Below are 25,609 nucleotides of genomic sequence, written 5' to 3' on the forward strand. Positions count from 1 at the left end.
GGACGGCTCAGGACTGGGCGAAGAAGTTCGCCTCGATGTCGGACTCTACCTCAGCCGGCTCACCGCTCACTGCGACGTGTGCGGGCGACAGCAGGAAGACCTTGTTCGTGACGCGCTCGATCTTGCCGTACAGGCCGAGCGACAGGCCGGAGGCGAAGTCGATCATGCGCCGGGCGTCGTTCTCGGTCATCTGCGAGAGGTTGATGATGACGGGGATCCCGTCGCGGAAGCTCTCGGCGATGGACTGGGCGTCCTTGTACTCGCGCGGGTGGACGGTGAGGATCTCGTTCATTTCCTGGACCGGGGTCGCCTTCTGTGCGGTCGTGTGCGAGCGGCGGAGCGGAGTGACCTGGGCGCCGCGCTGGTGGGTGTGCGTCTTCGCGGGAGCGGCGGCCGGGGCCGCTGCCGGAGCTGCGGCGGCCGCGGGAGCGTCCGCCGGGGCGGGGGCATCCTGCGGTGCTGCGGCCGGAGTGGCGGGAGCCTGATGGCGCGCGGGCGCGGCCTGCTGCGGCTGCTCGTCCTCGTAGTCGAGTTCCTCGTCGGCGAGGCCGAGGTAGACCATCGTCTTCTTCAGCGGGTTGGCCATGGTTCCTCCGGAGGTTGGTGCACGTGGATGCCCTGCAACGAGGCTAGGGTGCCGCCGGCCGATTTCCCGTGATTGCGGTGCCGATCCGCAGGTGTGTCGCGCCCTCGAGCACGGCGTCGGCGTAGTCGCCGCTCATGCCGGCCGAGATGTCGGTGGCGCCGGGCTCGAGCGCAACGACCCGGTCCGAGATCGCCCGCAGCCGAGCGAACGCCGCACGGGGCTCCTCGTCCAGCGGCGCGACGGCCATGACCCCGCGCAACCGGATGGTGCCGGTCTCGAGCACGCGTGCGGCCATCGCCTCGACGTCGTCCGGTTGCACGCCGCCGCGACCGGGATCGTCGGTCAGGTTGACCTGCACGAACCCGTCGATGACCGGCGGATCCGGCTCGGCCTCGGTCGGCGCGAAGGCATCCACGACCGACGTGCGGTCGAGGGACTGCACGACGTGCGCGTAGCGACGGACCTGCCGGGCCTTCTTCGACTGCAGCTGCCCGATGAAGTGCCAGGTCAGGTCGAGGTCGGCGAGTTCCGCGGCCTTGGCCTGTGCCTCCTGGTGGCGGTTCTCACCCACGTCGGTGACGCCGAGTGATGCCAGCGCACGGACGAGGGACGCCGGGTGGTACTTCGTGACGACGATCAGCGTGAGGTCGTCGGCCGAGCGCCCTGCGGCGCGCGCCGCGTCGGCGATGCCGCTCCTGACGGACGCGAGACGCGCCTCCAGTCCGTCGTCGTTGGACGAGGCGGACGGGAGGCGCGGATCACCTGCCATGGAGCGGTTACTTCAGGAAGTCGGGGACGTCGAGCTCGTCGTCGTCGTCGAACGCCGGGTCGGCGGCGCGCTGCACCGGCGGCTGGTGTTCCTGCGAGGCCCAGGAGGGGCTCGACGTGCTGGAGTCCTCGATCGCACCGGTCGAGGCGGCGACGGGGGCCGTCGCGCTCGACTCGGGGTCGACGTAGCTCGAGCGACGCTCCTTCTGCTGCTGCGCCGGCTCGCCGCCGTCGAAGCCCGCGGCGATGACGGTCACGCGGACCTCGTCGCCGAGGGTGTCGTCGATGACCGCACCGAAGATGATGTTCGCCTCGGGGTGCACGGCTTCCTGCACCAGACGCGCGGCGTCGTTGATCTCGAAGATGCCGAGGTTCGAGCCACCCTGGATCGAGAGCAGCACGCCGTGCGCTCCGTCGATCGAGGCCTCGAGCAGCGGGGACGCGACGGCGAGCTCGGCGGCCTTGATGGCACGGTCGGCACCGCGCGACGAGCCGATGCCCATGAGCGCGGAACCCGCACCCTGCATGACGGACTTGACGTCGGCGAAGTCGAGGTTGATGAGCCCCGGGGTGGTGATGAGGTCGGTGATGCCCTGCACGCCGGCGAGGAGCACCTGGTCGGCCGTGGCGAAGGCCTCGACCATCGAGATGCCGCGGTCGCTGATCTCGAGCAGGCGGTCGTTCGGGACGACGATGAGCGTGTCGACCTCGTCCTTGAGTCCGGCGACACCGTTCTCGGCCTGCGACTGGCGACGCTTGCCCTCGAAGCTGAACGGCTTCGTGACGACGCCGATGGTGAGGGCGCCGATCGACTTGGCGATGCGGGCGACGACGGGCGCACCACCCGTGCCGGTCCCACCGCCTTCACCCGCAGTGACGAAGACCATGTCGGCACCCGCGAGGGCCTCTTCGATCTCCTCGGCGTGGTCCTCGGCGGCACGACGGCCGACCTCGGGGTCCGCGCCGGCGCCGAGGCCGCGGGTGATCTCGCGGCCGACGTCGAGCTTGACGTCGGCGTCGCTGAGCAGCAGCGCCTGCGCGTCGGTGTTGATCGCGATGAACTCGACCCCACGGAGGCCGAGTTCGATCATCCGGTTGACGGCGTTGACGCCGCCGCCGCCGACACCGACGACCTTGATGACGGCGAGGTAGTTGTGGTTCGTGGTCACGTCAGTCAGGCCTCCGGTTGAACCCTCAACCTCTACTTGAAGTTCAGGGGCAATGCTGGTAGATGTGGTGCTGTCTTCGACGCTACGGGTGGGTTCCGCGCACTGTCGCCCCGCCACGCCGCGTGTCGCCGATCAGGTCGGCAATTCAGTCCTTCGCGCGGATCACGCCGTTGTCGGGCGCCGACACGTCGTACTCGACGACGACGCCCGGGTTCCGCGCCGAGTGGTCCTTCACCAGCGCGGCGAGCAGCGCAGCCTTCGCCTCGGAGTCGTCCGGGCTCCCCCACACCACCGTCGACGTGTCGCGCAACGTCAGGGTCACGTCGTCGGCGGTGGAACCGGCGACCCGCGTGACCTGCGACCGGACGGTCGACGGCAGCGCCAGCACGACCTCGGTCATGGTGCGGAAGCTCGAGGACCCGAGGCGCGCACGGGCGATGTCGGCGAGCGGCATGGTGTCCGGACGCTTCGGCGCCGTCTGGACGACGATGCCGGCCGGGTCGACGAGGTCGAACGAGCTGCCGGACTGCACGGCGACGACGGGCGTGCGCTCGGTCACCGTCACCACGAGGGTGTGCGGCGGGGCCTCTTCGGTCACGTAGCTCTCGATGAGCGGGAAGCCGGCGATGTCCTGCTTGATCTCGTCGAAGTCGAGCCGGGCGAGCGGGGTGCCGATCTGGTCGGACAGGGCCTGTCGCAACGCGGTCTCGTCGACGCGGTCGGTGCCCTTGATCTCGATCGTCTGCAGCGCCATGAGCGGCGAGAACACGGCCACCAGGATCGAGACGCCGAGCACGAGCACGATGCCGGCCGCGGTGATCCCGGCGGCGCGACGGTGGCGGCTGCGCCGGGTGAACCGCCGCACCTCGGCCCGCTCGAGCAGGCGACGGCGACGCTTCGCGATGCGCGCCTCGCGCGCCGTCTCGGCAGCGCGGACGCCGGCACCGATGGGTGCGTCGTCGTGCTGGACCGGCCGGGAGGCACTCCCCGCGTCGAGCACGTCGGTCACGGTCGCGTCGTGGTCGCCTGCACTGCCCGCCGCACCCCCGGACGGTCGTCGCGCCCCGTCTCCTCGGGGCGCGTTGCCCGCGTCGGGGCGCGAGTCGCGGTGGTCCTCGTCCGGTGTGTACTCGCGCAGGCGGCCGGCGACGGCCCCGAAGCCGGCGCCGACGCGGCGGCCGGCCGCGCCCGCGAGGGTGCCGACGCGGTCGCGCGTCGAGTCGGCGGCATCGGTGGTCGGATCCGCGCCCGCGGACGGTCGTCGCGCCCCGACGCTCGGGGGCGCACCGACCGCTGGGGGGCGCGTTCCGGAGAGACCGGTGGCCGGGGCCTCGTCGACCACAGCCGACTCGTCGGGCGTGGGACGGGCCTCCCGGTCGTCGGGTGTGCGCCCGCGGAACGGGAGCCGCGGCATCGAGGGGCCACGACGCTGCCGGGGCGCGTCGGCGCCCTCGACCGGGGTGTCCCTGCGGGCGTCCCCCTCGTCGAACCCCTCGGGTCGCCTCACCGGCCCAACGCTCCCAGCACCTGCGGGATGATCCGGTACACGTCACCGCAGCTGAGCGTCATGATGATGTCGCCGTCGCGGGCGACCGCGGCGGCACGGGCGGCGGCCTCGTCCCAGTCCGGCAGGAACTCCACGCGGGACTGGTCGGCGAAGCGCTCCTGCACCAGGGCACCGGTGACCCCGGGCTCCGGGTCCTCGCGCGCGCCGTAGACGTCGAGGACGACCGTGTGGTCGGCGAGCTCCTCGTAGACCCGCGCGAAGTCACCGGCCATCAGACGGGTGCGCGAGTACAGGTGGGGCTGGTGGATGGCGATGATGCGGCCGTCGCCGACGACGTTGCGGGCGGCCTTGAGCGCCGCGGCGACCTCGGTCGGGTGGTGCGCGTAGTCGTCGTAGACCGACACCCCGCGCTCGACACCGTGCAGTTCGAAGCGGCGCTGGGTGCCGCCGAAGGCCTCGAGTCCGCGGATCGCGTCGGCGGCGCTCACGCCCAGACCGGTCAGGACCGCGAAGGCACCGACGGCGTTGATCGCGTTGTGCCGACCCGGCACGCGGAGGGTCAGGTGGTGTGCCTCGCCACCGGCGCGGAACGCGACCTCGACGCCCGCGGACTCGATGATCCGCTCGATGCGCACGTCGGCGTCGACGGCCTCGCCGAAGGTCACCACCTCGGGAGCGTCGGCACGCGCGCGGATGCCCGCCGTGACGGTCTTCGCGCCGGCGTCGTCGCTCGAGATGACGACGCGCTCGCTCGCCTTCGCGGCGAACTCGACGAACGCCTCGGTGAAGGCCTCCTCGCTGCCGTAGTGGTCGAGGTGGTCGGCGTCGACGTTCGTGATCAGGGCCACGGCGACGTCGTAGAGCAGGAACGAGCCGTCGGACTCGTCGGCCTCGACCACGAACAGGTCGCTCGAGCCGGGCGCCGAGCTCGTGCCGAGCGACTGGATGACGCCGCCGTTGACGAAGCTCGGGTCGAGGCCGAGCTCGACCATCGCGGTGACGATCATGCCGGTCGAGGTGGTCTTGCCGTGCGCGCCGGCGACCGCGACGAGGCGGTGCTGGGCGATGAGGGCGGCGAGGGCCTGGGACCGGTGCAGCACCGGTAGGCCGCGGCGCTGCGCCTCGAGCAGTTCGGGGTTGTCCGGCCAGAGCGCGCTCGTGACGACGATCGTGTCCGCGTCACCGACGTTCGCGGCGTCGTGGCCGATGTGCACCGCGGCGCCGAGGTTGCGCATGATGCCCGTCGTCTCGGTCTCGCGGGAGTCGCTGCCCGTCACGCGGTGGCCGGCGGCGAGGAACATCCGGGCGATGCCGCTCATGCCGGCGCCGCCGATGCCGACGAAGTGCACGGTGCCGAGGTCGTCCGGGATCGGCTGCGTCAGGTCCGGCTTGATGGTCATGGTTCCTCCGTGGTGCTGGCGGCGCCGTTGCCTCGTGCGGTTCCTCGTGCGGCACCTCGTTCGGTGCCTCGTGCTGCGTCCAGGACGAGGTCGGTCATCCGGTCCGCGCCGTCGCGGTGTCCGACGCTGCCTGCCCGGACCGTCATGTCCGCGATGCGGGCCCGGTCCTGCAGGATCGTCAGGAGCTGGAACGTCACCCAGTCGGGGTCGAATTCCCCGTCCGCCACGAGCACTGCTCCCCCGGCGTCGACGACGTCCTTCGCGTTGTGCCGCTGCTCGCCGTTGCCGACAGGGTACGGCACGAGCACGCTCGGCAGCCCGACCGCGGTGAGCTCGCAGACCATGCCGGCGCCGGAGCGCGACACGACGAAGTCGCTCGCCGCGTACGCCAGGTCCATCCGGTCGCAGTAGGCGAGCACGTGGTAGCCGTCGAGGTCGCTCGGGCCGATGTCCGACGCCGCCCCGACCACGTGCAGGACCTGCCAGCCGGCGCCCACGATGGTCGCCGCCGACTTGTTGATCGTGCGGTTGATGCTGCGCGCGCCCGAGGAGCCCCCCGTGACGAGGAGCACCGGGCGAGCCGGGTCGAGCCCGAACTCGGCGAGGGCCTCAGCGCGGCTGGCACGGCGGTCGAGCGACTCGATCTCGCGCCGGAGCGGCATGCCGACGACCCGGCCGTGCCGCAGTCGGGTGTTCGAGAAGGTCAGGCCGACGTGCTCGGTGAGGAACGCGGCGAGGCGGTTCGCCAACCCCGGCTTCGCGTTCTGCTCGTGCACGACGATCGGGGTGCCGGTGCGACGAGCTGCGATGTACGCCGGCGCCGCCGCGTAGCCGCCGACGCCGAGGACGACCTCGACCTCGTGCTCGCGGATGATCTGCTCGGTGCGCTTGACCGCCGCGGCGAAGCGCTGCGGGAAGCGCAGGGCCGCGCCGTTCAGCTTCCGGGGGAACGGCAGGCGCGGGATCGTCAGGAGCTCGTAGCCGCGCATCGGCACCAGGCGGGACTCCAGGCCCTCGGCGGTGCCCAGGACGAGCACCTCGGCGTCCGGCTCGCGCTCGGTCAGCCGGTCGGCGACCGCGAGCAGGGGGTTGACGTGTCCGGCGGTGCCCCCGCCGGCGAAGAGGTACTTGCTCACCGGAGTCGTCCGTTCGTGGTGGTGCTGTCGAGGGGCGCGTTCGTGGTGCGCGGGTCGTTCTTGCCGGGCAGGTCGCGGGCGAACGACAGCACGACGCCGATCGCCACCAGGGTCATGATGAGCGCGGACCCGCCGGCCGAGATCAGGGGTAGTGGGACGCCGAGGACCGGCAGCAGGCCGAGCACCACGGCGATGTTCACGAGCGCCTGGCCGATGATCCACGCCAGGATGCCGCCCGTGACCGTCTTCACGAAGGGGTCGCGGGACTGCCGGATGATCTTGATCATGCCGACGGCGAGCACGACGAACAGCGCGAGGACGACCACGGCGCCGATCAGGCCGAGCTCTTCGCCGATGATCGCGAAGATGTAGTCGTTGTCCGCCTCGGGCAGCCACGACCACTTCGCCTTCGAGTTGCCGAGTCCGACGCCGAACACGCCACCGGACGCCAGCGCCCACATGCCGTGCACGGGCTGCCAGCACAGGTCGGCGTACTGGTTCGAGTCGGTGCAGCCGGACAGCCACGCGCTGATGCGCACCTGACGGGAGGACGAGGCCATCGTGACGAACGGCAGCATGACCGCCATCGCCGCCAGGCCGACGAGCAGGTGGCGGGCGCGGGCCCCGCCGACGTAGAGCGCACCGAGGATCAGGATGAGCATGATCATCGCGGTGCCTTGGTCGCCACCGAGGATCACGAGTCCGAGCGACAGGAGCGAGGCGATCCCGATCGGGATGAACACCTCTTTCCAGTCGTCGAGCTTGTCGCGCTTGACGTACATGATCGCGCCGATGCCGAGCACCAGCCCGAGCTTCACGACCTCGGATGGCTGCGCGGTGAACGAGCCGATGCCGATCCAGTTCCGGTTGCCCTGGACGTCGATGCCGAGCGGTGTGTACACGAGCAGCTGTAGGACGAGGGCGGCACCGAGCAACCGCATCGCCCACTTCCGCCACAGGCGCGTCGGGACACGACTCGCGATGAGCATGAGCGGGACGCCGAGGACCGCGTACAGACCCTGGCGGGACGCTGCACCGAAGAAGTCGTGCGTCGCGGCGTACTGCTCGACGCTCGACGACGACAGGACCATCACGACGCCGAAGACGACCAGGAAGAGCGTGACGCCGAGGATCGTGTAGAAGGTGCTGGACTCGGCGACGAAGACGTTCTTGACGGCGACGAGTGCGCCGTTCGTGCGACGCGGGTTGCCCGTCGCCGGCGTGCTACGACTGTTCGGAAGATCCGTCGTCGCCATCGGCGTTGCCTCCCAGGTGCTCGTGGACCGCCGCCGCGAAACGACGCCCCCGGTCGGCGTAGGAGCCGAACTGGTCGAACGACGCAGCCGCCGGGGCGAGGAGGACCGTGTCGCCCGGCCTCGCGACCGATGCGGCATGCCGGACCGCCTCGGGCATGACCTGATCAGTTTCCGTCGTCTCCACCTGGAGCACCGGCACCCCGGACGCGTGTCGCGCGAATGCCTCCAGGACGGGGGTCCGGTCGGTGCCGATCACGACGACGGCACGGACCTCCGGGCCGAAGCGTGCGACGAGCCCGTCGACGTCGACGCCCTTGAACAGACCGCCGACGATCCACACCACGGTGTCGAACGACGCGAGCGAGGCGGTGGCGGCGTGCGGGTTCGTGGCCTTCGAGTCGTCGACCCACGCGATGCCGGCCGACTCCGCCACGAGCTCCGTGCGGTGGTGGTCGGCGCGGAAGGCCCGGACGGCGGAGCGGATCGCACTCGGCTGGACGGTGCCGGCTCGAGCGAGGGCCGCGGCAGCCAGGACGTTCATCGTCATGTGCGGGCTGGCGAGCCCGGCGACCTCGAGGTCGGCGAGAGTCGACAGCTCGAGCGCGCTGTTCCGACGGTCCTCGTTGAAGGCGCGGTCACACAGGACGTCCTCGACGATGCCGACGTCCCCGGGCGCGGGCACCCCCGGCGTGAAGCCGACGGCACGGCAGCCCTCGACGACGTCGGCGTCCTGCACCATGTCGCGCGTGACGTCGTCGGCGGTGTTGTAGACGCACGCCATCACGGTGCGCTCGTAGACCTTGGCCTTCGCGGCGCGGTACGCCGCGGCGGAGCCGTGCCACTCGAGGTGGTCGTCGGCGATGTTCAGGCAGGCGCTCGCGAGCGGCACGACCGCGCCGTCACCCGAGGTCGCCATGTAGTGCAGCTGGTGGCTGGAGAGCTCGACGACGAGCACGTCGTAGCCGTCCGGGTCGCGGACGACGTCGAGCACCGGCACGCCGATGTTGCCGCAGGCCACGGCACGCAGGCCGCCGGCCTCGTACATCGCGGTGGTGAGCTGCGTCGTGGTGGTCTTGCCGTTCGTGCCCGTGATCGTGATCCACGGCGCCGCGACCGGACCGCGCACGACCTTGTCGCGCACGCGCCAGGCGAGCTCGATGTCGCCCCAGACGGTGCTGTTCCGGGCGGACCACTCGACGGTCGCGTTGTGCGGCGGCAGGCCGGGCGACACGATGACGACGTCCGGTGCCTGCTCCTGCAGCGCGGCCGGCACGGTGTCGAGCGGCGTCTGCACGAAGCGCGCGCCGATGACGTCGAGCAGCTCGACGCTGTCCGACGGCGCGTCGGACGAGTAGACCGTCACCGCACTGCCGAGCTCCACCAGGGTGTCGGCGACCGAGAACCCGGTCGCGCCGAGCCCGAGGACGGCGACGTTCAGGCCCTTCCACCCCTCGGAGTACCAGCTGTCGAGGGACTGGAGGCGGGAGGACGAGGACACCGGGTCAACCAACGCGTGCGATCCATTCGAGGTAGAAGAGGCCGACCCCCGCGGCGACGAAGAGCCCCGCGATGATCCAGAACCGGACGACGACCGTCACCTCGGCCCACCCCTTCAGCTCGAAGTGGTGGTGCAGCGGACTCATCCGGAAGATCCGCTTGCCGTGGGTGATCTTGAAGTACGCCCGCTGCAGGATGACCGAGCCGGTGACGATGAAGAACAGGCCGCCGATCAGGATGAGCAGGAGCTCGGTGCGGCTGAGGATCGCGAGGCCCGCCAGCGCGCCACCGAGGCCGAGCGAACCGGTGTCGCCGAGGAAGATCTGCGCCGGCGAGGTGTTGTACCAGAGGAAGCCGATGAGCCCACCGCAGACCGCGGCCGCGACGACCGCCAGGTCGAGCGGGTTGCTCACGGTGTAGCAGGCGTGCTCCGTGTTCGCGTCGAGACGGGCACCACCGCAGATCTGGTTGGACTGCCAGAAGCCGATGATGACGTACGAGCCGATCGCCAGGATGCTCGAGCCGGTCGCGAGACCGTCGAGGCCGTCCGCGACGTTGACGCCGTTCGACGTCGACACCGTGAGCAGCACGATCCAGGCCAGGAACAGCACGGTGCCGATGACCGTGCCGAGCGCCATGAAGTCGAGCCACGGGATGTCCCGGATCGCGGAGATCATGGTCGACGCCGGGGGCTTGCCGTTCGACGTCGGCACCACGAGGGCGACCGTGGCGAAGATGACGCCGACGATGACCTGGCCGAGGACCTTGGCCCACCCGCCGAGCCCGAGGCTCCGCTGGCGCCGGACCTTGAGGAAGTCGTCGATGAACCCGACGAAGCCCAGCCCCACCATGAGGAACAGCACGAGCAGGCCGGAAAGGGTGATCGAGTCACGTCCGACCAGGTGGCCGACGAAGTACCCGATCACGGCGCCGATGATGAGGACGATGCCGCCCATCGTCGCGGTGCCGCGCTTGGTGTGGTGCGACTGCGGACCGTCGTCACGGATGAACTGCCCCCACCCGAGACGGTGGAAGAGCTTGATGAAGAACGGGGTGAGCAGCAACGTGAACACCAGCGACGTAGCGCCGGCGATGAGGAGCGCGATCATTCGGTGACACCTCCGAGGCGGTCGCCGAGGAATCGCAGTTCGGCCGACTTCGAGGACTTGACCAGGACCACGTCGCCGGGGCGGAGCATGTCCTGGAGTGACCGGACGGCGTCGTCGACGTCCTCGATGAACACCGACTCGCCGTCCCACGATCCCTCGAGGGTGGCGGCCTGGTGGATGGGCATCGCGCCGCGGCCGACGACCACGAGCTGTCCGATGCCGAGACGGACGACGAGCCGACCGATGCGGTCGTGCTCCTCGGTCGAGAACTCGCCGAGCTCGGCCATCTCGCCGAGCACGGCGACGGTCCGCTCCCCCGGACGCACGATCTGCGCCAGGGTCCGCAGCGCCGCTGCGGTCGAGTCCGGCGACGCGTTGTAGGCGTCGTTGATGACGGTGACGCCCGCGGGGCCGCCCTGCAGCAGCTCCATGCGCCAGCGCTCGGCGCGCGTCATCGACGCAAGCGCCGCAGCGCCGTCGGCGAACGGGACGCCCCAGCGGTGGGCGACCGTCAGGGCGGCGGCCGCGTTCATCGCGTGGTGCTCACCCAGGATCGCGAGGCGCACGTCCACGTGATCCGGGCCTCCAGGCTGGGTACCGTCCGTCGGACGGTCGCCTTCCTGATCGACGGGAGGCGCGGTGAGGGTGAAGCGGGTGCCGCTGCGGTCCGTCTCGATGCCGGTGATGCGGTAGTCGGCATCCGCCGACGTGCCGAAGCCGACCACCTGGGCGGCCGTCAGGTCGCGCATCGACGCGACCCGGTCGTCGTCGACGTTGAGCAGTGCGGTCGCGGAGGCGGGCAGGTCGGTGACCATCTCGGACTTCGCGCGCTGCGTCGCCTCGATGCCGCCGAACTCGCCGGCGTGCGCCAGGCCCACCTTGAGCACGACACCGACGTCCGGCTCGGCGATCCGGACGAGCGCCGCGATGTGGCCGACGCCGCTGGCCCCCATCTCGACGACCAGGAACCGGGTGTCGTCCGTGACGCGGAGCATCGAGATCGGTGCCCCGACGTGGTTGTTGAAGGACCCCTCGGGCGCGACGGTCTCGCCGTGCTGCTCGAGGATCGTCCGGAGCATGTTCTTGGTGCTCGTCTTGCCGTTCGAGCCGGTGATGCCGACGACCTTGAGCGGTGCCGGACGCCCCTCGGCGTCGACGCGGTCGGCGGAGGCCATCCGGACCCGGGTGACGACCGCGTGGGCGAGCGCAGCGAGTGCTGCGTAGCCGTCCGCGACGACGATCTGCGGCGCGGTGGTCTCGACGCGCTCGGGCGTGATGACCAACGCGGCACCGGCTTCGGTCGCGGCGGGCACGAAGCGGCGCCCGTCCGTGACCTCGCCGGGCAGGGCGAAGAAGACACTGCCGGGGCGGACCAGGCGGGAGTCGGTCTCGACCGAGCCCTCCACCACCAGGTCGCCGGGCTCGGCGACGTCGGTCGCCTGGGCACCGCCGATCAGCTCGCCGCCGACCGCGGTGGCGATCTCGGCGAGGGTGAGCGCGATCATCGGAGGTCCTCGGCCGGACCGGAGTTCGGCTCCCAACCGGCTTCGCGCAGGGCCTGACGGGCCTCGTCGCGTGCCGAGTAGGGGGTGCGTACACCGGCGATGTCGCGGTAGTCCTGATGGCCCGGGCCGGCCCAGAGGATGGAGTCGCCTTCGCCGAGCAGACCGACGGCCAGGCGGATGGCGGCCTCGGGCGGGCTCACCTCGTGCAGCTCGTGGTCCGGGAACGCCTCGCGCGCAGCGTCGACCAGGGTCTTCCGGATCGACGCGGCGTCCTCGAAGCGGGGGTGGTGGTCGGTGACGACGAGGATGTCGCTGCCGGCCGCCGCGACGCGGGCCATGTCGCCGCGCTTCGTGGTGTCGCGGTCGCCGTCGGCGCCGAACAGCATCAGGACCTTGCCGGACGTGAACTGGCGGACGGCCGCGAGGGTGTTCTCGAACGCGTCGGCGCTGTGGCCGAAGTCGACGTAGACGCTCGGTCCGTGCTCGCCCGAGACACGCTCGGTCCGGCCGGGCAGGTAGCACTCGATGGCGGACACGCGGCGCACGGCGCCGTCGCGGTCACGGTCACGGTCGCTTCGGGCCTCGTGCTCGTCGCGGTCGTCTTCGTCCGGGTAGCGGCGGTGGTTGCTGTCGAGCGCGTGCGCGATGGCACCGAGCTCGAAACCGCCCTCGACCAGCATGACGATCGCCAGTGCGGCGTTCGCGGCCATGTGCCAGCCGATCAGGGGCACACGGGTGGTGAGCTCGCGGCCCTCGGGACCGGTCAGGCGGAACTCGGTGTACGCGGCGTGCGCCTCGACGATGTCGACGTGCCACTCGGCCTCGACGTCCGGGTGCACGGTGATCGTCGTGACCGGGATGCGGGAGTCCTGCACCACGCGGTGGCCCCAGTCGGTGTCCAGCGAGACGACGCCGCGACGGGCGTGCTCGGGCTGGAACAGCGGGAGCTTCGCCTGGTAGTACTCCTCCATGTCGGCGTAGTCGTCGAGGTGGTCGTGCGACAGGTTCGTGAAGGCCGCGACGTCGAAGACGATGCCGTCGACCCGGTGACGGCTGAGGGCCTGCGCACTCACCTCGACGGCGACCGCGCGCACCTCGCTCTCGCGCATCCGGGCGAGGAGCGCGTGCATCTCGCTGGCCTCGGGCGTGGTGAGGCGGCTCGTCACGCTGAGCGTGCCGATGTGGCGCTCGGCGGTCGAGCTCAGGCCGGTGACCAGGCCGAGCTGCTTGAGGATCCCCTCGAGGATGTACGACGTGCTCGTCTTGCCGTTCGTGCCGGTGACGGCGAACAGCTGCGGCAGGTCGGTGGCCTCGTCCGGGTGGGTGCGGTAGACCCAGGCGGACACGTCGCCCAGGGCAGCACGGGGGTCGTCCACGACGAGGACCGGCAGGCCAGCCGCTCGTGCGCTCTCCACGCCCGCGTCGTCGGTCAGGACGGCGACGGCACCGCGCTCGGCGGCCTCGGTGGAGAACTCCGCGCCGTGCCGGTTCGCACCGTGCACGCCGACGAAGACGTCACCCGGCTGCACCTCGGCGGCGCTCAGCGTGACACCGGTCGTCTCGACGGCGTCGAGGGAACCGACGACGTGGAGGCCGAACGCGTTCGCGAGTTCGGCGACCGCCCTCGGGGTCGGGTGTTCGGGCCGGAGGACCGGGGGGATCCGTGCGGACAAGTGTTCCTTCTTCCTCACCACGTGGACGGGTAGAGCTTCGCCTCGGACGCGGAGGGGGCTACTCGGTACTTCTCGAGCACCTGGGACATGAGTGTGCGGAACGCCGGAGCCGCTCCGCTCGACCACTTGTTGGTCTGCGGCTTCGTGAACGTCACCGTGACAACATACTGGGGGTCTTCGGCGGGTGCCATTCCGGCCACCGAGGTGATGCGCTGACCGCCGTAGCCCTTCGAGCCCTCGGCCACCTCGGCGGTACCGGTCTTCGCGGCGATGTTGTAGCCCGAGATCGGCTTCATGCCCACGAGCGTGCCGCCCGTGACCACGCTCTGGAGCATGTCGGTGACCTGGGCCGCAGCGTTGGCGGACACGACGCGCTGCTTCTGCACGTCGGGCGCGTCGATGGTCGTGCCGTCCGACGTGGTGCAGCCCTTGACGAAGTGCAGCGGGATCCGGACACCGTCGTTCGCGATGGTCTGGAACACGCTGGCGACCTGGACCGCGGTCGTCGAGATGCCCTGGCCGAACATCGAGTTGATGTTCGTCTGCTGGTCCCAGTTCGGACTCGAGCCGTAGTCCATCGACGGCTGGCCCGGGTAGTCGATCGCCGACTCCGGTTCGAACAGCCCGAACTTCTGCATGTAGTCGTACCGCTGCTGGGCCGTCAGCCGCGCGCCGAGCTCGGTGATGCCGACGTTCGACGAGTTCTGCAAGATGCCGGTCAGCGTCAGGTTCTCGGTCTCGTGGAACTCGGAGTCGTGGATCGTGCCGCCCCAGGGGAAGGTGCGCGAGTAGGGTACGACCGCCTGGTCGGTGGGACTCGACTTGCCCTGGTCGATCAGGGCCGCGGCGATGGCGGCCTTGATCGTCGATCCGGGCTCGTAGGAGTCGGTGAGCGCACGGGAGCCGAACGCCCCCTTGTCGGTCGTGGCGTCGACGTCGTTCGGGTCGACCGTCGGGTAGTCGGCGACCGCGAGCAGCTCGCCCGTCTTCACGCTCGTGACCGTGGCCGTCGCGGACTCGGCCTGCAGGGTCTTCGCGGCGGACGCGATGGTCTGCTGCGCCATGTACTGCAGGTCGCTGTCGATCGTCGTGACGAGCGTGCCGCCGTCCTTGGCCTGCTTCTTCGTCACGGTGCTGCCGGGCAGCTGGACGCCGTCCTCGCCGCGCTCGTACGTCTCCGAGCCGTTCGTGCCGGCGAGGCACTTGTTGTAGGCGTACTCCAGGCCGGCCTGTGCGCCGTCGGTGCCCATGAAGCCGGTGACGTTGCCCGTGGTCGCACCCGTCGGGTAGACCCGCGACGCCTGCTGCTCCTTGTAGATCCAGGGGATGCCGAGGTCGGTGACGGCCTCGTAGTGCTTCACGTCGAGGCCCTTGACCAGGTACGCGAAGTCCGACTTCGGGTTCGCGGCGATGTTCTTCCGCATGGTCGCGACGTCGCCGCCCGAGGCCTTCGCCAGGGCGGTGAGCGCCGTCGACACGCTGATGTCCTTGACCCGGGTCCCACCGAGCTTGCCCTTGAACTCCTTGACCAGGCGCGGGGCGGTGGTGATGTTGTACCGGGTGACGCTGTCGGCGAGTTCCGTGCCGTTGCGGTCGACGATCGACCCGCGGGTGCCGTAGATCGTCACCGGGATGCTGCGCTTCTGCGTCGACTGCTCGTTGAGGGCCGAGGCCTGCACGACCTGGATGTCGACGAGGCGGACCACGAAGACACCCACGAGGGCGATCACGGCGATCATCACGATGCTGTAGCGCAGTCGGCGGTTGCGGATCGTCTTCGTCACGCGGTGCGGTCCTTCCCGGATGGTGCTGAGGGTGGTTCAGACCCGCAGGTCACCGGGTGGAGGGCGCCTGGAGCTGGTTCGCGTCGGACTCTACGGAGGACTTCGAGGAACCCCCGTCCGACGCGCTGGCGCCGCTCGTCTTCTCAGACGCGGCGGTGCCGGTGGTGCTGCGGGCGGTGCTGTTCCCGGCGGTGTCGTCGGCCTTCGCGTCGGTACCGGCGCTGCCCGTGGTCGAGCCCGTCTCCTTGCTCGTCGACGTGTCGCCCTGCTTCGCAGCGAGGGGGACGTCGTTGAGCAGGGAGTTCGGCACCTGGTTCGAGGTCGCTGCGGTGGCCTGGTCGGCGACCGCCGGGGTGGGCGTGCCGTAGACCCGGCCCGTCTTGGGGTCGAGGTAGACCGGCGTGGAGTTCGCGATCATCCCGAGGGACTGCGCGTTGCGGGCCAGGTTCTGCGGCGAGTCGAGCACCCGGAGTTCCTCGGACAGCGACTGCTGCGTGCGGGACAGGTTCGTCTGCTCGGTGCCGAGCGCGCTCAGCGTGTAGGCCCCCTGGCTGAGCACCATGCTGATGCCGAGCTGGGCGAGCAGCAGGATGCCGAGCGCGACGACCGCCGTGACTGCGTAGCCGATGCGGGGCCGTGCACGGCGCTGGGCCGCGGTCGGCGTGACCTCGACGAGCTCCGGTCGGTTCTGGCGGTCCGGGCGCGGGGCGCGGGACGGGACGACGGCGGGGTCGACGAGTGCGAGGTTCGTGCTCATGTCACTTCCGGATCCGCTCGGCCGCGCGCAGGCGCACGGGTGTTGCTCGGGGGTTGGCGGCGCGCTCGGCCTCGTCGGCCAGCTCGGCGCCCTTGACGATCAGGGAGAAGGTGGGGGCGTGCTCGGGGAGCTCGACCGGCAGCCCGGCGGGGGCGCTCGACTTCGTGCGCGCCACCAGTGCCCGCTTGACGATGCGGTCCTCGAGCGACTGGTACGACTCGACGACGATGCGACCGCCGACCGCGATGGCGTCGAGCGCCGCCGGGATCGCGCGTTCCAGGACGCTGAGTTCGGCGTTCACCTCGATGCGCAGCGCCTGGAACACGCGCTTCGCGGGGTGGCCCTGGCGCTGGATCGCGACCGGTGTCGCGTCGTGGAGCACCTGCACCAGGTCGCCCGACATCTCGAACGGCACGCTCGCGCGGCGGTCGACGATGGCCCGGGCGTAGCGGCCGGCGAGCTTCTCCTCGCCGTAGCGCTGGAAGATGCGGCGCAGTTCGCCCTCGTCGTAGGTGGCCAGGACGTCGGCGGCGGTCTGCCCCTCGGTCCGGTCCATGCGCATGTCGAGCGGGGCGTCCTGGCTGTACGCGAAGCCTCGCTCGGCCCGGTCGAGCTGCAGCGAGCTGACGCCGAGGTCGAACAGCACGCCGTCGACTTGACGGAAGCCCTCGCCCTCGATCGCGTCGACGATGCCGTCGTACACGGTGTGCACCAGGCGGACGCGGTCGCCGAAGCGGGCCAGGCGCTCCCCCGCGATGCCGAGGGCGTCGGTGTCACGGTCGAGACCGATCAGCGTCAGGTCCGGGAACCGCTCGAGCAGCCCCTCGGAGTGTCCGCCCATGCCGAGCGTGGCGTCGACGACGACCTTGCCCGGTCCGTCGAGCGTCGGCGTGAACAGGTCGACGATGCGCTCGAGCATCACCGGCGTGTGCGGGAAGCGTGGTGTCCCGTTGTCGTTGTCGGCCATGTGCAGCCCCTCGTCTTCCGGGCCGCGGGTCCGGATCCCCATCCATGCGACCTGACATCGGGGAAGTGATGTCAGGGCTTCACGGCTGGGAGTCCCGATCCACGGATCAGAAGATCCCCGGGATCACCTCCTCGTCGTTGTCGGCGAACGCCTCTTCGGCTTCGGCGTAGTAGGCCTCCCACGCGGTGGTCGACCAGATCTCGGCACGGTCACCGCTGCCGATGACCGTCAGGTCCCGCTCGAGCCCCGCGTACTCACGGAGGTTCTGCGGGATCGTCACGCGGTTCTGCTTGTCGGGCTGTTCGGCGCTGGCCCCCGAGAGGAACAGGCGCATGTAGTCCCTGGTGCGCTTCGACGTCATCGGTGCGGTCCGGATGCGTTCGTGGAGTTCCTCGAACGTCCGGGCGCTGAAGACCACGACGCAGCGTTCCTGGCCGCGGGTCATCACGAGTCCCCCGGACAGTTCGTCCCGGAACTTGGCGGGGAGGATCACGCGACCCTTCTCGTCGAGCTTCGGGGCATGAGTACCGAGCAGCACGTCGGGCCTCCCCTCCGCTCCACCGGACCGTTGCGAGCCCCACTTTACTCCACTGCCCTCCCCCCGGCCAGAATTCCACTCCCTTTTCGCCCCATGGCACCCCTTTTGGGGCCGTTTCGGCAGCGCTGAGGCCCGGACGGCCGTGGCGGATGCCCGTCGTGCCGGGGATCTGGGCGGGAGCGGCGGGCGTGGAGGAAAGTGGAGGACTTTCGCAGCCAGTGGAGCGCCCTGTGGCGCGGCGAGGTGCGGCGGCGCGTGGCGAGGGTGTGGCGGCGTGTGGCGCGCTGCTGCTCGGCGGTGCTCGGCGCCGTGGCGTCTGCGCCCGATCGCTCCCGCGACGCCCCTGCCACGCTCTCACCACGCCCGAGCCATCGCGCCGAGGTTCCACGACATGCCGCGCGCAGGTCGCCGAGGTTCCACGGAGGGACGCCCGAGCGCGCGAGATGCCGAGATTTCGGAACCTCGACGACGCTCGACGCGGGGCGCCCGCGGGCACGCGAAACGGGGCCGGCCCGATGGCCGGCCCCGTCACGAGGGAGGAGTGTGGAGGGCTGCTACTGCCCCTGGTCGTTCCGCTTGTCCCAGCGGTCGTTCATGCGGTCCATGAAGGACCCGCCGCCGCTCGCCGGACGAGCGGAACCACCGGACGCGGGCGCACCCGGTCGAGCGGGCTTCGCCTTCGGGGCACGCATGCCCGGGCGCAACGCGAAGAGGACACCGGCGAGCATCACGACGAAGCCGAGGATGCCCAGCAGCGGGGCCTTGATCACGAGACCGACGATCACGATCGCGACGCCGGCGAGTGCACCGAGCACTCCGAGCGTGATGGCCGTGTACGTCGGACGACCCTGTCGACGTGTGACACGCGCCACGAAATCGGAATCGTTCTGGTAGAGGCTGCGCTCCATCTCTTCGAGAAGGCGCTGCTCCTGTTCCGAGAGCGGCATCTTGGTTCCCTCTGTTCCTGGGATCGACGCGGGGTTGAACAACCGGGCTGGAAAACACTCGGTTGAGTGGACCAATTCTATGTCCCAACCGCTCCACTAGGGTAGGGACTGTGGCTGAGAGTACGCGATTAGTGGACCTCGTATCGGCGCGTATCGACCGGGCACTCGACGAGCAGCGTGAACGGCTCCTCGCGATCAGCCCCGATCTCGCCCCGTTCGACCTGTACGCCCGAGATCTACTGTCCGGCGGCAAGCGCTTCCGGGCGCTGTTCTGCTACTGGGGGTGGCAGTCGGTGGCGGGCCGATCGGGCTCGTTCGACCCGCTGGCGGAGGGCTCCCGTCAGACCACGGCCGAGGCGATCGTCACGGTCGCCGCAGCGCTCGAGGTCTTCCACGCAGCAGCCCTGGTGCACGACGACATCATGGACCGCTCGGACACCCGCCGTGGGCGTCCCGCAGCACACCGCCGGTTCGAGTCCCTCCACCAGGAGTCCGGCTTCGTCGGCGACCGCGGGCAGTACGGCACGAACTCGGCGCTGCTGCTCGGTGACCTGCTGCTGTCCCTCAGCGACTCGGTGTTCGACGAGGGCCTCGCACTCCTCGACCCGGTGCGCGCCCGCATCGTGCGCCAGGAGTTCCACGCGATGCGCCTCGACGTCACCGCGGGCCAGTACCTCGACGTGCACGAAGAGACCGCCTGGCCCGTCATCGACGAGTCCGAGCACCTGCTCCGCGCCCAGCGCGTCATCGTCTTCAAGTCCGCGAAGTACTCGATCGAGGCACCGCTCGTCATCGGCGCGCTGGTGGCCGGCGCGAGCGACTCGCAGCTCGAGGGCCTCCGCGCCTTCGGGCTCCCCCTCGGCGTCGCCTACCAGCTGCGCGACGACATGCTCGGCGTGTTCGGCGACCCCGAGGTCACCGGCAAGCCCGCCGGCGACGACCTGCGCGAGGGCAAGCGGACCGTGCTCATCGCCTCGGCCCGCAAGGCGCTGGCCAGTGGCCCGCGACAGCTGCTCGACGAGCTCCTCGGCGACCCCGACCTCGACGAGGAGCAGGTGCAGATGCTCCGCGCCACCCTCACCGAATCCGGTGCGGTCGCCGCGGTCGAGCGTTCCATCGACCGGCACGTGCAGCGTGCGAAGGCGGCGCTCGACGCGTCGCCGTTGACACCGTCGGCACGGGAGCAGCTCGCGTCGCTGGCCGACACGGTCAGCCGCCGGTCGTCGTAGACGCGACACCAGGACAGACGGGAGGCCCGGTGCCAGCTGGCACCGGGCCTCCCGTCTGCTCGGAACGCGTCTAGAGCAGCGACTGGGCCACGCGACGCACCTCGGCCTTGCGACCGGCGCGCAGCGCCGCGATGGGCGAGACGCCCATCGAGTCGTCGACGGTGAGCATCCAGCGGACGGCTTCGTCGTCGGTGAAGCCGTTGTCGCTGAGCACGGTCAGGGTGCCACGCAGCTCGGGCATGGGCTCGCGGTCCTCGAGGAACTCGCTCGGCACGCGCAGGACGCCGCCGACGCGGGCCGCCAGCAGGGTCTTCTCCTCGAACAGGCGGTGGATCCGGCCGGGGCTGGTGCTGAACAGGTCCACCAGTTCGGGGACGGTCAGCCAGCGCTCGGAGAGGGAGAGGTCGTCGACGGGTGCAGCACTCACACGCCCATGGTGCCAGAGCGAGGCACCGAGTGAGTACGTACCGTTCGTCACATTCGTCACACGCACCACATCCGGCTCTCTGGTTGACTTGGGAATCACACCATGCCAGCGTTGTGCCACCTGTGAGTGCGCGCATGCACGCGCACGGGACAGTCGAGATCAGGAGAAACCGTGGACAACGCTGCAGACGAAGCCGCCCGGCGCGCACGATCCGCCCGGTTCGCGACCATGCCCATCGTCCTCGCGGGCACGATCGCGGTGACCGCCGGCCTGACCGGCCCCATCGCGCACGCCGAACCGCGACACGACGACGCGGACTCGAACCACAAGCGCCACGTCGACCAGGACCGCAACGTCGGCAACCGTCCGGTCTTCGGCACCGCGGTCGCACGTCCGTCGCAGACCGTCGTCACGACGGTCGCCGCGACGACGACGGCAGCCGCCCCCACGACGTACACCGTCCGTCAGGGCGACACGGTCTCGGGCATCGCCGCCCGCTTCGGCCTGTCGGCGCAGGAGGTCCTGGTACGGAACGGCCTCGGCTGGAACACGATCATCCACCCCGGGCAGACGCTGCACCTGGCGTCGACGCCCGCGGTGACGACGGCGCGCACGACCACGAGCGCCGGATCGACGTCCGGGTCGGGGTCGGGGTCGGGGTCGAGTACCTCGAGCTACCACGTGAAGTCGGGCGACACCGTGTCCGGCATCGCGTCGCGGGTCGGCGTGTCGACGACAGCGCTCCTCAGCGCCAACAAGCTCTCGCAGCGCAGCGTGATCTACCCCGGTCAGACGCTCCGGGTGCCGCACGGCTCGTCCGGTGGCGGCTCGGTGTCCACGGCCGCAGCGTCGTCGGGTTCGTCCGGTTCGTCGAAGTCGAGTGTGAAGATCTCCTCGGGCGACACGATCGGCTCGATCGCTGCGTCCCACCACGTCTCCGTCGCCTCGCTGCTGTCGGCGAACGGCCTGACGTACACGAGCACGATCTACGCGGGCAAGACCCTCGTCATCCCGTCGTCGAGCACTGCTGCGACGACCGCTGCGGCGCCGTCGCGTGCCGCGGTGAGCGCCGCCGTCGGACTGAGTGCCGAGCAGCGCCAGAACGCGGCCACCATCGTCGCCGTCGGCCGCTCCCTCGGGGTGTCCGACCGCGGCATCGTGGTGGCCCTGGCCGCCGCGATGCAGGAGTCGAGCCTGCGCAACCTGCCCCACGGCGACCGCGACTCGGTCGGCCTGTTCCAGCAGCGGCCGAGCCAGGGCTGGGGCAGCGCGGCGAAGCTGCAGGACCCCGCGTACGCGACGAAGCTGTTCTTCGGTGGTCGCAGCAACCCGAACGTCGGCAAGACCCGCGGGCTGCTCGACGTGCCCGGGTGGTCGTCGATGAGCATCACCGACGCCGCCCAGGCCGTGCAGCTCTCCGCCTACCCCAAGGCCTACGCCAACTGGGCGAGCGCCGCCCAGGGCTGGCTGGCCACCCTCTGAGTCTCATCCGGAAGATCGAGATTGGGTCACGACCGGTGCGCCGGTGCGGTCCCGTGCAGTCTCGATTCGTAGAATGCCGCCGATGACCACCAACGCCGCCACGGATCCGATGATCGGTCGCATGATCGATCAGCGGTACCGCGTCCGCTCCCGCATCGCGCGCGGGGGCATGGCGACCGTCTACCTCGCGACCGACGTCCGCCTCGAGCGACGCGTCGCGATCAAGATCATGCACGGGCACCTGGCCGACGACCAGGCCTTCCGTGAGCGTTTCATCCAAGAGGCGAGGTCCGCCGCGCGGCTGTCCCACCCGAACCTGGTCGGCGTCTACGACCAGGGCGCCGAGGACGACACCGCGTACATCGTCATGGAGTACATCCCGGGCATCACGCTGCGGGACCTGCTGCAGGAGCACCACGCCCTGACGCCGGAGCAGGCGACCGACATCCTGCGCGCCGTGCTGGCGGGCCTCGCGTCGGCCCACCGCGCCGGCATCGTGCACCGCGACCTGAAGCCCGAGAACGTCCTGCTCGCCGACGACGGCCGCATCAAGCTCGGCGACTTCGGCCTGGCCCGGGCGACGACGGCGAACACCGCGACCGGGGCCGCCCTGCTCGGCACGATCGCGTACCTCTCCCCCGAGCTCGTCACCCGTGGCGCCGCCGACTCGCGCAGCGACATCTACGCGCTCGGCATCATGCTCTACGAGATGCTCACCGGCGAACAGCCCTACAAGGGCGAGCAGCCGATGCAGATCGCCTACCAGCACGCGAACGACACGGTGCCCGTCCCGAGTGCCGCGGTGTCCGGCGTCCCGCCCGAGCTCGACGAGCTCGTCGCCTGGTCGACCGCCCGCGACCCCGAGGACCGCCCGCGCGACGCGCGCGAGATGCTCGACCACATGGCGGGCAACCAGCAGCGCGCCACGGGCCAGTACCGGACCGCCGTGCTGCGGCCCGAGAACGCGACCGCCATCCTGCCGTCCGGCGGCGGGACCGCTGCCGGTGTCGGCGCTGCTGCCGCTGGTGCCCATGCTGCCGCCGACGCACCGGCGGCCACCGATGCCACGGCGATCATCGACAGCCCCGACCGCGGGCTTCCCACGACTCGAAACCGCAACACCGGTCCGGGCCCGCGCCGCACGGGCGCGCAGCCCGGGGTGCTCTCACCCGCGGGACAGCGCCTGGCCGACCTCTCCGCGAAGCGTCGCAAGCGCGGCTGGATCGCTCTGTCTGTCTTCGTCGTGCTCCTGCTCATCGGCGCGGGCTTCGGCTGGTACTTCGGGCCGGGGCCGGGTGGCAACGTGCGCATCCCCGAAGTGACGGGCAAGTCGGTCTCGCAGGCCCGGCAGCTGCTCGAAGCCCAGGGCCTGCACGCGGCGTCGAAGACCGGAACCCGGTTCGACGCCGTCGTCGCGAAGGGACAGGTGTCCATCACCAAGCCGGCCGCGAAGCGCGAGGTGCAGAAGGGCACGTCGGTGCAGCTCGTCGTGTCGAACGGGCCGAAGATGATCGCGCTGCCGGCCATCGTCGGGCAGCCGATCTCGACCGTCACCGCGGCGCTCGACGACGACTTCGAGCTGCAGGACAACCGGTACGAGTTCTCGGCCGACGCCGCGAAGGACACCGTCATCGCGGCGACCGGCCGGGCGTCCGGCGGCAAGGCGCTCGACCTGACGTCGGTCAAGGCCTACGGCGAGACCGGCCCGGTCACGCTCACGGTGTCCCTCGGCGCCGTGCCGGACGTCGTCGGGAAGACCGTCGACCAGGCCTCCACGGAGCTCGACGCGGTCGGCCTCATCCTCGGAGCCCGCACCGAGGAGTTCAGCGAGGACGTCCCCACCGGACAGATCGTCTCCGCGAAGGTGCAGGACTCCCCCGCCGTGCGCGGCAGCGCGATCGACGTCGTCGTCTCGAAGGGCCCGACGCCGATCACCCTGCCCGAGGACGGCGTCGTCGGCTCGACCATCAACGAGGCCACCGCGACACTCGAGGGCCTCGGGCTCAAGGTCGCCGTGCCCGACTGCACGAACATCCTGTGCGGGTTCTACGACTGGAAGTCGTCGCTGCCGGTGACCGGCACCGACCCGGGCGCCGGAGCCACGGTGTACCGCGGCGACACGGTGACGCTCTCCTACGACCAGTAGGCGCGCCCGCCCGACCGGTCCGGTCCGGTCCGCCGAAGCGACACCTGTCCGCTCGGCGTCGCCGAAGGCACCGCGAAAGCGACAGTGTGCCGTCGAACATCGGCGGCACACTGTCGCTTTCGCGAACCGGCGCGGGAAACGCGTCGCGGGGCGCGAAGTGGACGCAACCGGCACGCCGGACGGGAGGCGCGGGGCGGGGCCGCCACGGGCCTCCCGTCCGGTACGCGGAAGCGACAGAACCCCGCGAACAGTTCGCGGGGTTCTGTCGCTCTGGCGGGACTGATCCGACCCGCTGCGCGCTACGCGCGCACGTGCGGGTGCGCGCCGAGCTCCTCGGCCACGAGGAACGCGAGCTCGAGCGACTGCATGTGGTTCAGCCGCGGGTCGCACAGCGACTCGTAGCGGGTGGCGAGGGTGGCCTCGTCGATGTGCTCCGACCCGCCGAGGCACTCCGTGACGTCGTCACCGGTGAGCTCGACGTGCATGCCACCCGGGTAGGTGCCGACCTGCCGGTGCGCCTCGAAGAAGCCGAGGACCTCGTCCACGACGTCGTCGAACCGACGGGTCTTGTAGCCGGTGGGCGTGGTCAGGCCGTTGCCGTGCATCGGGTCGGTGACCCACAGCGGGTTGGCGTCCATCCCCTTGATCGCCTCGAGCAGCTTGGGCAGCTCGTCGCGGATCTTGCCGGCACCCATGCGCGTGATGAACGTCAGACGGCCGGGCTCGCGGTTCGGGTCGAGCTTATCGACCAGGGCCTTCATGTCGTCGACGCTCGTGGTCGGGCCGAGCTTCACGCCGATCGGGTTCCGCACCCGCGACAGGAAGTCCACGTGGGCACCGTCGAGATCACGCGTGCGCTCACCGATCCAGATGAAGTGGCCGGAGGTGTCGTACGCCAGACCGGACCGCGAGTCGATGCGGGTCATCGGGCGCTCGTAGTCCATGAGCAGACCCTCGTGCGACGCGTAGAACTCGACGTGCTTGAGCGCCTCGAAGTCGGCACCGCAGGCGTCCATGAAGCGGATCGCGCGGTCGATCTCCTTGGCGAGGTGCTCGTAGCGGGCGTTCGCCGGGTTCGACGCGAAGCCCTTGTTCCACGAGTGCACCTGGCGCAGGTCGGCGAAGCCACCCTGCGTGAAGGCGCGGACGAGGTTCAGCGTCGACGCGGCCGTGTGGTACCCCTGCACCAGGCGGCGCGGGTCGGCCGTCCGGCTCTCCGGCGTGAAGTCGTAGCCGTTCACGATGTCGCCGCGGTAGGCGGGCAGCGTGACGTCGCCGCGGGTCTCGAAGTCGCTCGAGCGCGGCTTGGCGAACTGCCCGGCCATGCGACCCATCTTGATGACGGGCATCGACGCGCCGTAGGTCAGGACGACGGCCATCTGCAGGATCGTCTTGACGCGGTCGCGGATGGAGTCGGCGGTCGCGCCGGCGAAGGTCTCGGCGCAGTCACCGCCCTGCAGCAGGAACGCCTTGCCCTGTGCGGCGGCGGCGAGCCGCTCGCGGAGCTTGTCGACCTCGCCCGCGAAGACGAGGGGCGGCAGCGTGGCGATCTCGGCCGAGGCAGCCTCGGCCGCTGCGGCGTCGGGCCACGTGGGCTGCTGCTTGATGGGGAGGGTGCGCCAATAGTCGAGGCCCTCGATGACGTCCGGATCCTGCAGGGCGACGAAGTCGGTCGACTCGAACAAGGGCGTTACCTCGGTGTTCTGTGCGGGCGGCCCGCCTGGCC

The 25,609-nt window shown here is 70.7% G+C and carries 21 protein-coding genes; 3 read left to right on the top strand and 18 right to left on the bottom strand.

What is annotated here, in order from left to right; translation table 11 throughout:
* Positions 1 to 7: 7 nt before the first annotated feature.
* The 16 genes from EDF40_RS14840 to EDF40_RS14915 all read right to left on the bottom strand — a co-directional run bounded on the left by EDF40_RS14840 (position 8) and on the right by EDF40_RS14915 (position 18,599).
* Positions 8 to 586 (bottom strand): cell division protein SepF, encoded by a 579-nt coding sequence (locus tag EDF40_RS14840; RefSeq protein WP_123340373.1) that lies wholly within the window; start codon positions 584 to 586, stop codon positions 8 to 10.
* Positions 587 to 629: 43 nt separating this feature from the next.
* Positions 630 to 1,355, bottom strand: a complete 726-nt coding sequence (locus EDF40_RS14845; protein WP_123340372.1) for a YggS family pyridoxal phosphate-dependent enzyme — start codon at positions 1,353 to 1,355, stop codon at positions 630 to 632.
* 7 nt (positions 1,356 to 1,362) lie between these two features.
* Complete coding sequence (gene ftsZ / locus EDF40_RS14850) at positions 1,363 to 2,523, bottom strand: cell division protein FtsZ (protein WP_111085783.1); 1,161 nt, start codon at positions 2,521 to 2,523, stop codon at positions 1,363 to 1,365.
* Positions 2,524 to 2,668: 145 nt separating this feature from the next.
* On the bottom strand, positions 2,669 to 4,030 hold the full coding sequence (locus EDF40_RS14855) for an FtsQ-type POTRA domain-containing protein (RefSeq protein ID WP_123340371.1): 1,362 nt from the start codon (positions 4,028 to 4,030) through the stop codon (positions 2,669 to 2,671).
* A complete protein-coding gene (gene murC / locus EDF40_RS14860) occupies positions 4,027 to 5,430 on the bottom strand; it encodes a UDP-N-acetylmuramate--L-alanine ligase (protein ID WP_123340370.1) in 1,404 nt (467 codons plus the stop codon). Before murC ends, EDF40_RS14855 begins: the two co-directional genes overlap by 4 nt.
* Complete coding sequence (gene murG / locus EDF40_RS14865; RefSeq protein ID WP_243650002.1) at positions 5,427 to 6,566, bottom strand: undecaprenyldiphospho-muramoylpentapeptide beta-N-acetylglucosaminyltransferase; 1,140 nt, start codon at positions 6,564 to 6,566, stop codon at positions 5,427 to 5,429. Before murG ends, murC begins: the two co-directional genes overlap by 4 nt.
* Positions 6,563 to 7,822 (bottom strand): putative lipid II flippase FtsW, encoded by a 1,260-nt coding sequence (gene ftsW, locus EDF40_RS14870; RefSeq protein ID WP_123340369.1) that lies wholly within the window; start codon positions 7,820 to 7,822, stop codon positions 6,563 to 6,565. Before ftsW ends, murG begins: the two co-directional genes overlap by 4 nt.
* Positions 7,791 to 9,320, bottom strand: coding sequence for a UDP-N-acetylmuramoyl-L-alanine--D-glutamate ligase (gene murD, locus EDF40_RS14875; protein WP_123340368.1), 1,530 nt, complete (start codon positions 9,318 to 9,320; stop codon positions 7,791 to 7,793). The genes ftsW and murD overlap by 32 nt, the downstream gene beginning before the upstream one ends.
* A gap of 4 nt (positions 9,321 to 9,324) precedes the next feature.
* Positions 9,325 to 10,428 carry a phospho-N-acetylmuramoyl-pentapeptide-transferase gene (gene mraY / locus EDF40_RS14880; RefSeq protein ID WP_111085789.1) on the bottom strand — a complete coding sequence of 368 codons (1,104 nt, stop codon included), beginning with the start codon at positions 10,426 to 10,428 and terminating at the stop codon, positions 9,325 to 9,327.
* Positions 10,425 to 11,933 (bottom strand): UDP-N-acetylmuramoyl-tripeptide--D-alanyl-D-alanine ligase, encoded by a 1,509-nt coding sequence (gene murF, locus EDF40_RS14885; protein WP_123340367.1) that lies wholly within the window; start codon positions 11,931 to 11,933, stop codon positions 10,425 to 10,427. Before murF ends, mraY begins: the two co-directional genes overlap by 4 nt.
* Positions 11,930 to 13,606: a Mur ligase family protein gene (locus EDF40_RS14890; RefSeq protein WP_123340366.1), complete on the bottom strand. Its 1,677-nt coding sequence runs from the start codon at positions 13,604 to 13,606 to the stop codon at positions 11,930 to 11,932. The genes murF and EDF40_RS14890 overlap by 4 nt, the downstream gene beginning before the upstream one ends.
* Positions 13,607 to 13,620: 14 nt before the next feature.
* The gene (locus tag EDF40_RS14895; protein WP_123340365.1) at positions 13,621 to 15,390 is read right to left on the bottom strand and encodes a penicillin-binding protein 2; all 1,770 of its coding nucleotides are present in this window, start codon (positions 15,388 to 15,390) and stop codon (positions 13,621 to 13,623) included.
* A 49-nt stretch (positions 15,391 to 15,439) separates the two neighbouring features.
* Positions 15,440 to 16,147 (bottom strand): hypothetical protein, encoded by a 708-nt coding sequence (locus EDF40_RS14900; RefSeq protein WP_123340364.1) that lies wholly within the window; start codon positions 16,145 to 16,147, stop codon positions 15,440 to 15,442.
* 1 nt (position 16,148) lies between these two features.
* Positions 16,149 to 17,114, bottom strand: a complete 966-nt coding sequence (gene rsmH, locus EDF40_RS14905; RefSeq protein WP_123292832.1) for a 16S rRNA (cytosine(1402)-N(4))-methyltransferase RsmH — start codon at positions 17,112 to 17,114, stop codon at positions 16,149 to 16,151.
* Positions 17,115 to 17,220: 106 nt separating this feature from the next.
* Positions 17,221 to 17,652: a division/cell wall cluster transcriptional repressor MraZ gene (mraZ, locus tag EDF40_RS14910; RefSeq protein ID WP_071254530.1), complete on the bottom strand. Its 432-nt coding sequence runs from the start codon at positions 17,650 to 17,652 to the stop codon at positions 17,221 to 17,223.
* 554 nt (positions 17,653 to 18,206) lie between these two features.
* Positions 18,207 to 18,599, bottom strand: coding sequence for a DUF3040 domain-containing protein (locus tag EDF40_RS14915; protein WP_123340363.1), 393 nt, complete (start codon positions 18,597 to 18,599; stop codon positions 18,207 to 18,209).
* Positions 18,600 to 18,709: 110 nt separating this feature from the next.
* Here EDF40_RS14915 and EDF40_RS14920 point away from each other — a divergent pair, with 110 nt between their 5' ends.
* A complete protein-coding gene (locus EDF40_RS14920) occupies positions 18,710 to 19,828 on the top strand; it encodes a polyprenyl synthetase family protein (protein WP_111085795.1) in 1,119 nt (372 codons plus the stop codon).
* A gap of 70 nt (positions 19,829 to 19,898) precedes the next feature.
* Here EDF40_RS14920 and EDF40_RS14925 read toward each other — a convergent pair whose 3' ends face one another.
* A complete protein-coding gene (locus EDF40_RS14925; protein ID WP_111085815.1) occupies positions 19,899 to 20,255 on the bottom strand; it encodes an Rv2175c family DNA-binding protein in 357 nt (118 codons plus the stop codon).
* 171 nt (positions 20,256 to 20,426) lie between these two features.
* Here EDF40_RS14925 and EDF40_RS14930 point away from each other — a divergent pair, with 171 nt between their 5' ends.
* Both EDF40_RS14930 and pknB read left to right on the top strand, forming a co-directional pair.
* On the top strand, positions 20,427 to 21,737 hold the full coding sequence (locus EDF40_RS14930) for a LysM peptidoglycan-binding domain-containing protein (protein ID WP_260213427.1): 1,311 nt from the start codon (positions 20,427 to 20,429) through the stop codon (positions 21,735 to 21,737).
* Between the two features lie 82 nt (positions 21,738 to 21,819).
* Complete coding sequence (gene pknB / locus EDF40_RS14935; RefSeq protein ID WP_123340539.1) at positions 21,820 to 23,883, top strand: Stk1 family PASTA domain-containing Ser/Thr kinase; 2,064 nt, start codon at positions 21,820 to 21,822, stop codon at positions 23,881 to 23,883.
* 299 nt (positions 23,884 to 24,182) lie between these two features.
* Here pknB and EDF40_RS14940 read toward each other — a convergent pair whose 3' ends face one another.
* On the bottom strand, positions 24,183 to 25,568 hold the full coding sequence (locus tag EDF40_RS14940) for a class II 3-deoxy-7-phosphoheptulonate synthase (protein ID WP_123340362.1): 1,386 nt from the start codon (positions 25,566 to 25,568) through the stop codon (positions 24,183 to 24,185).
* Between the last annotated feature and the right edge of the window lie 41 nt (positions 25,569 to 25,609).

This window comes from Curtobacterium sp. PhB170 (genome assembly GCF_003752345.1).
Lineage (GTDB): Bacteria > Actinomycetota > Actinomycetes > Actinomycetales > Microbacteriaceae > Curtobacterium.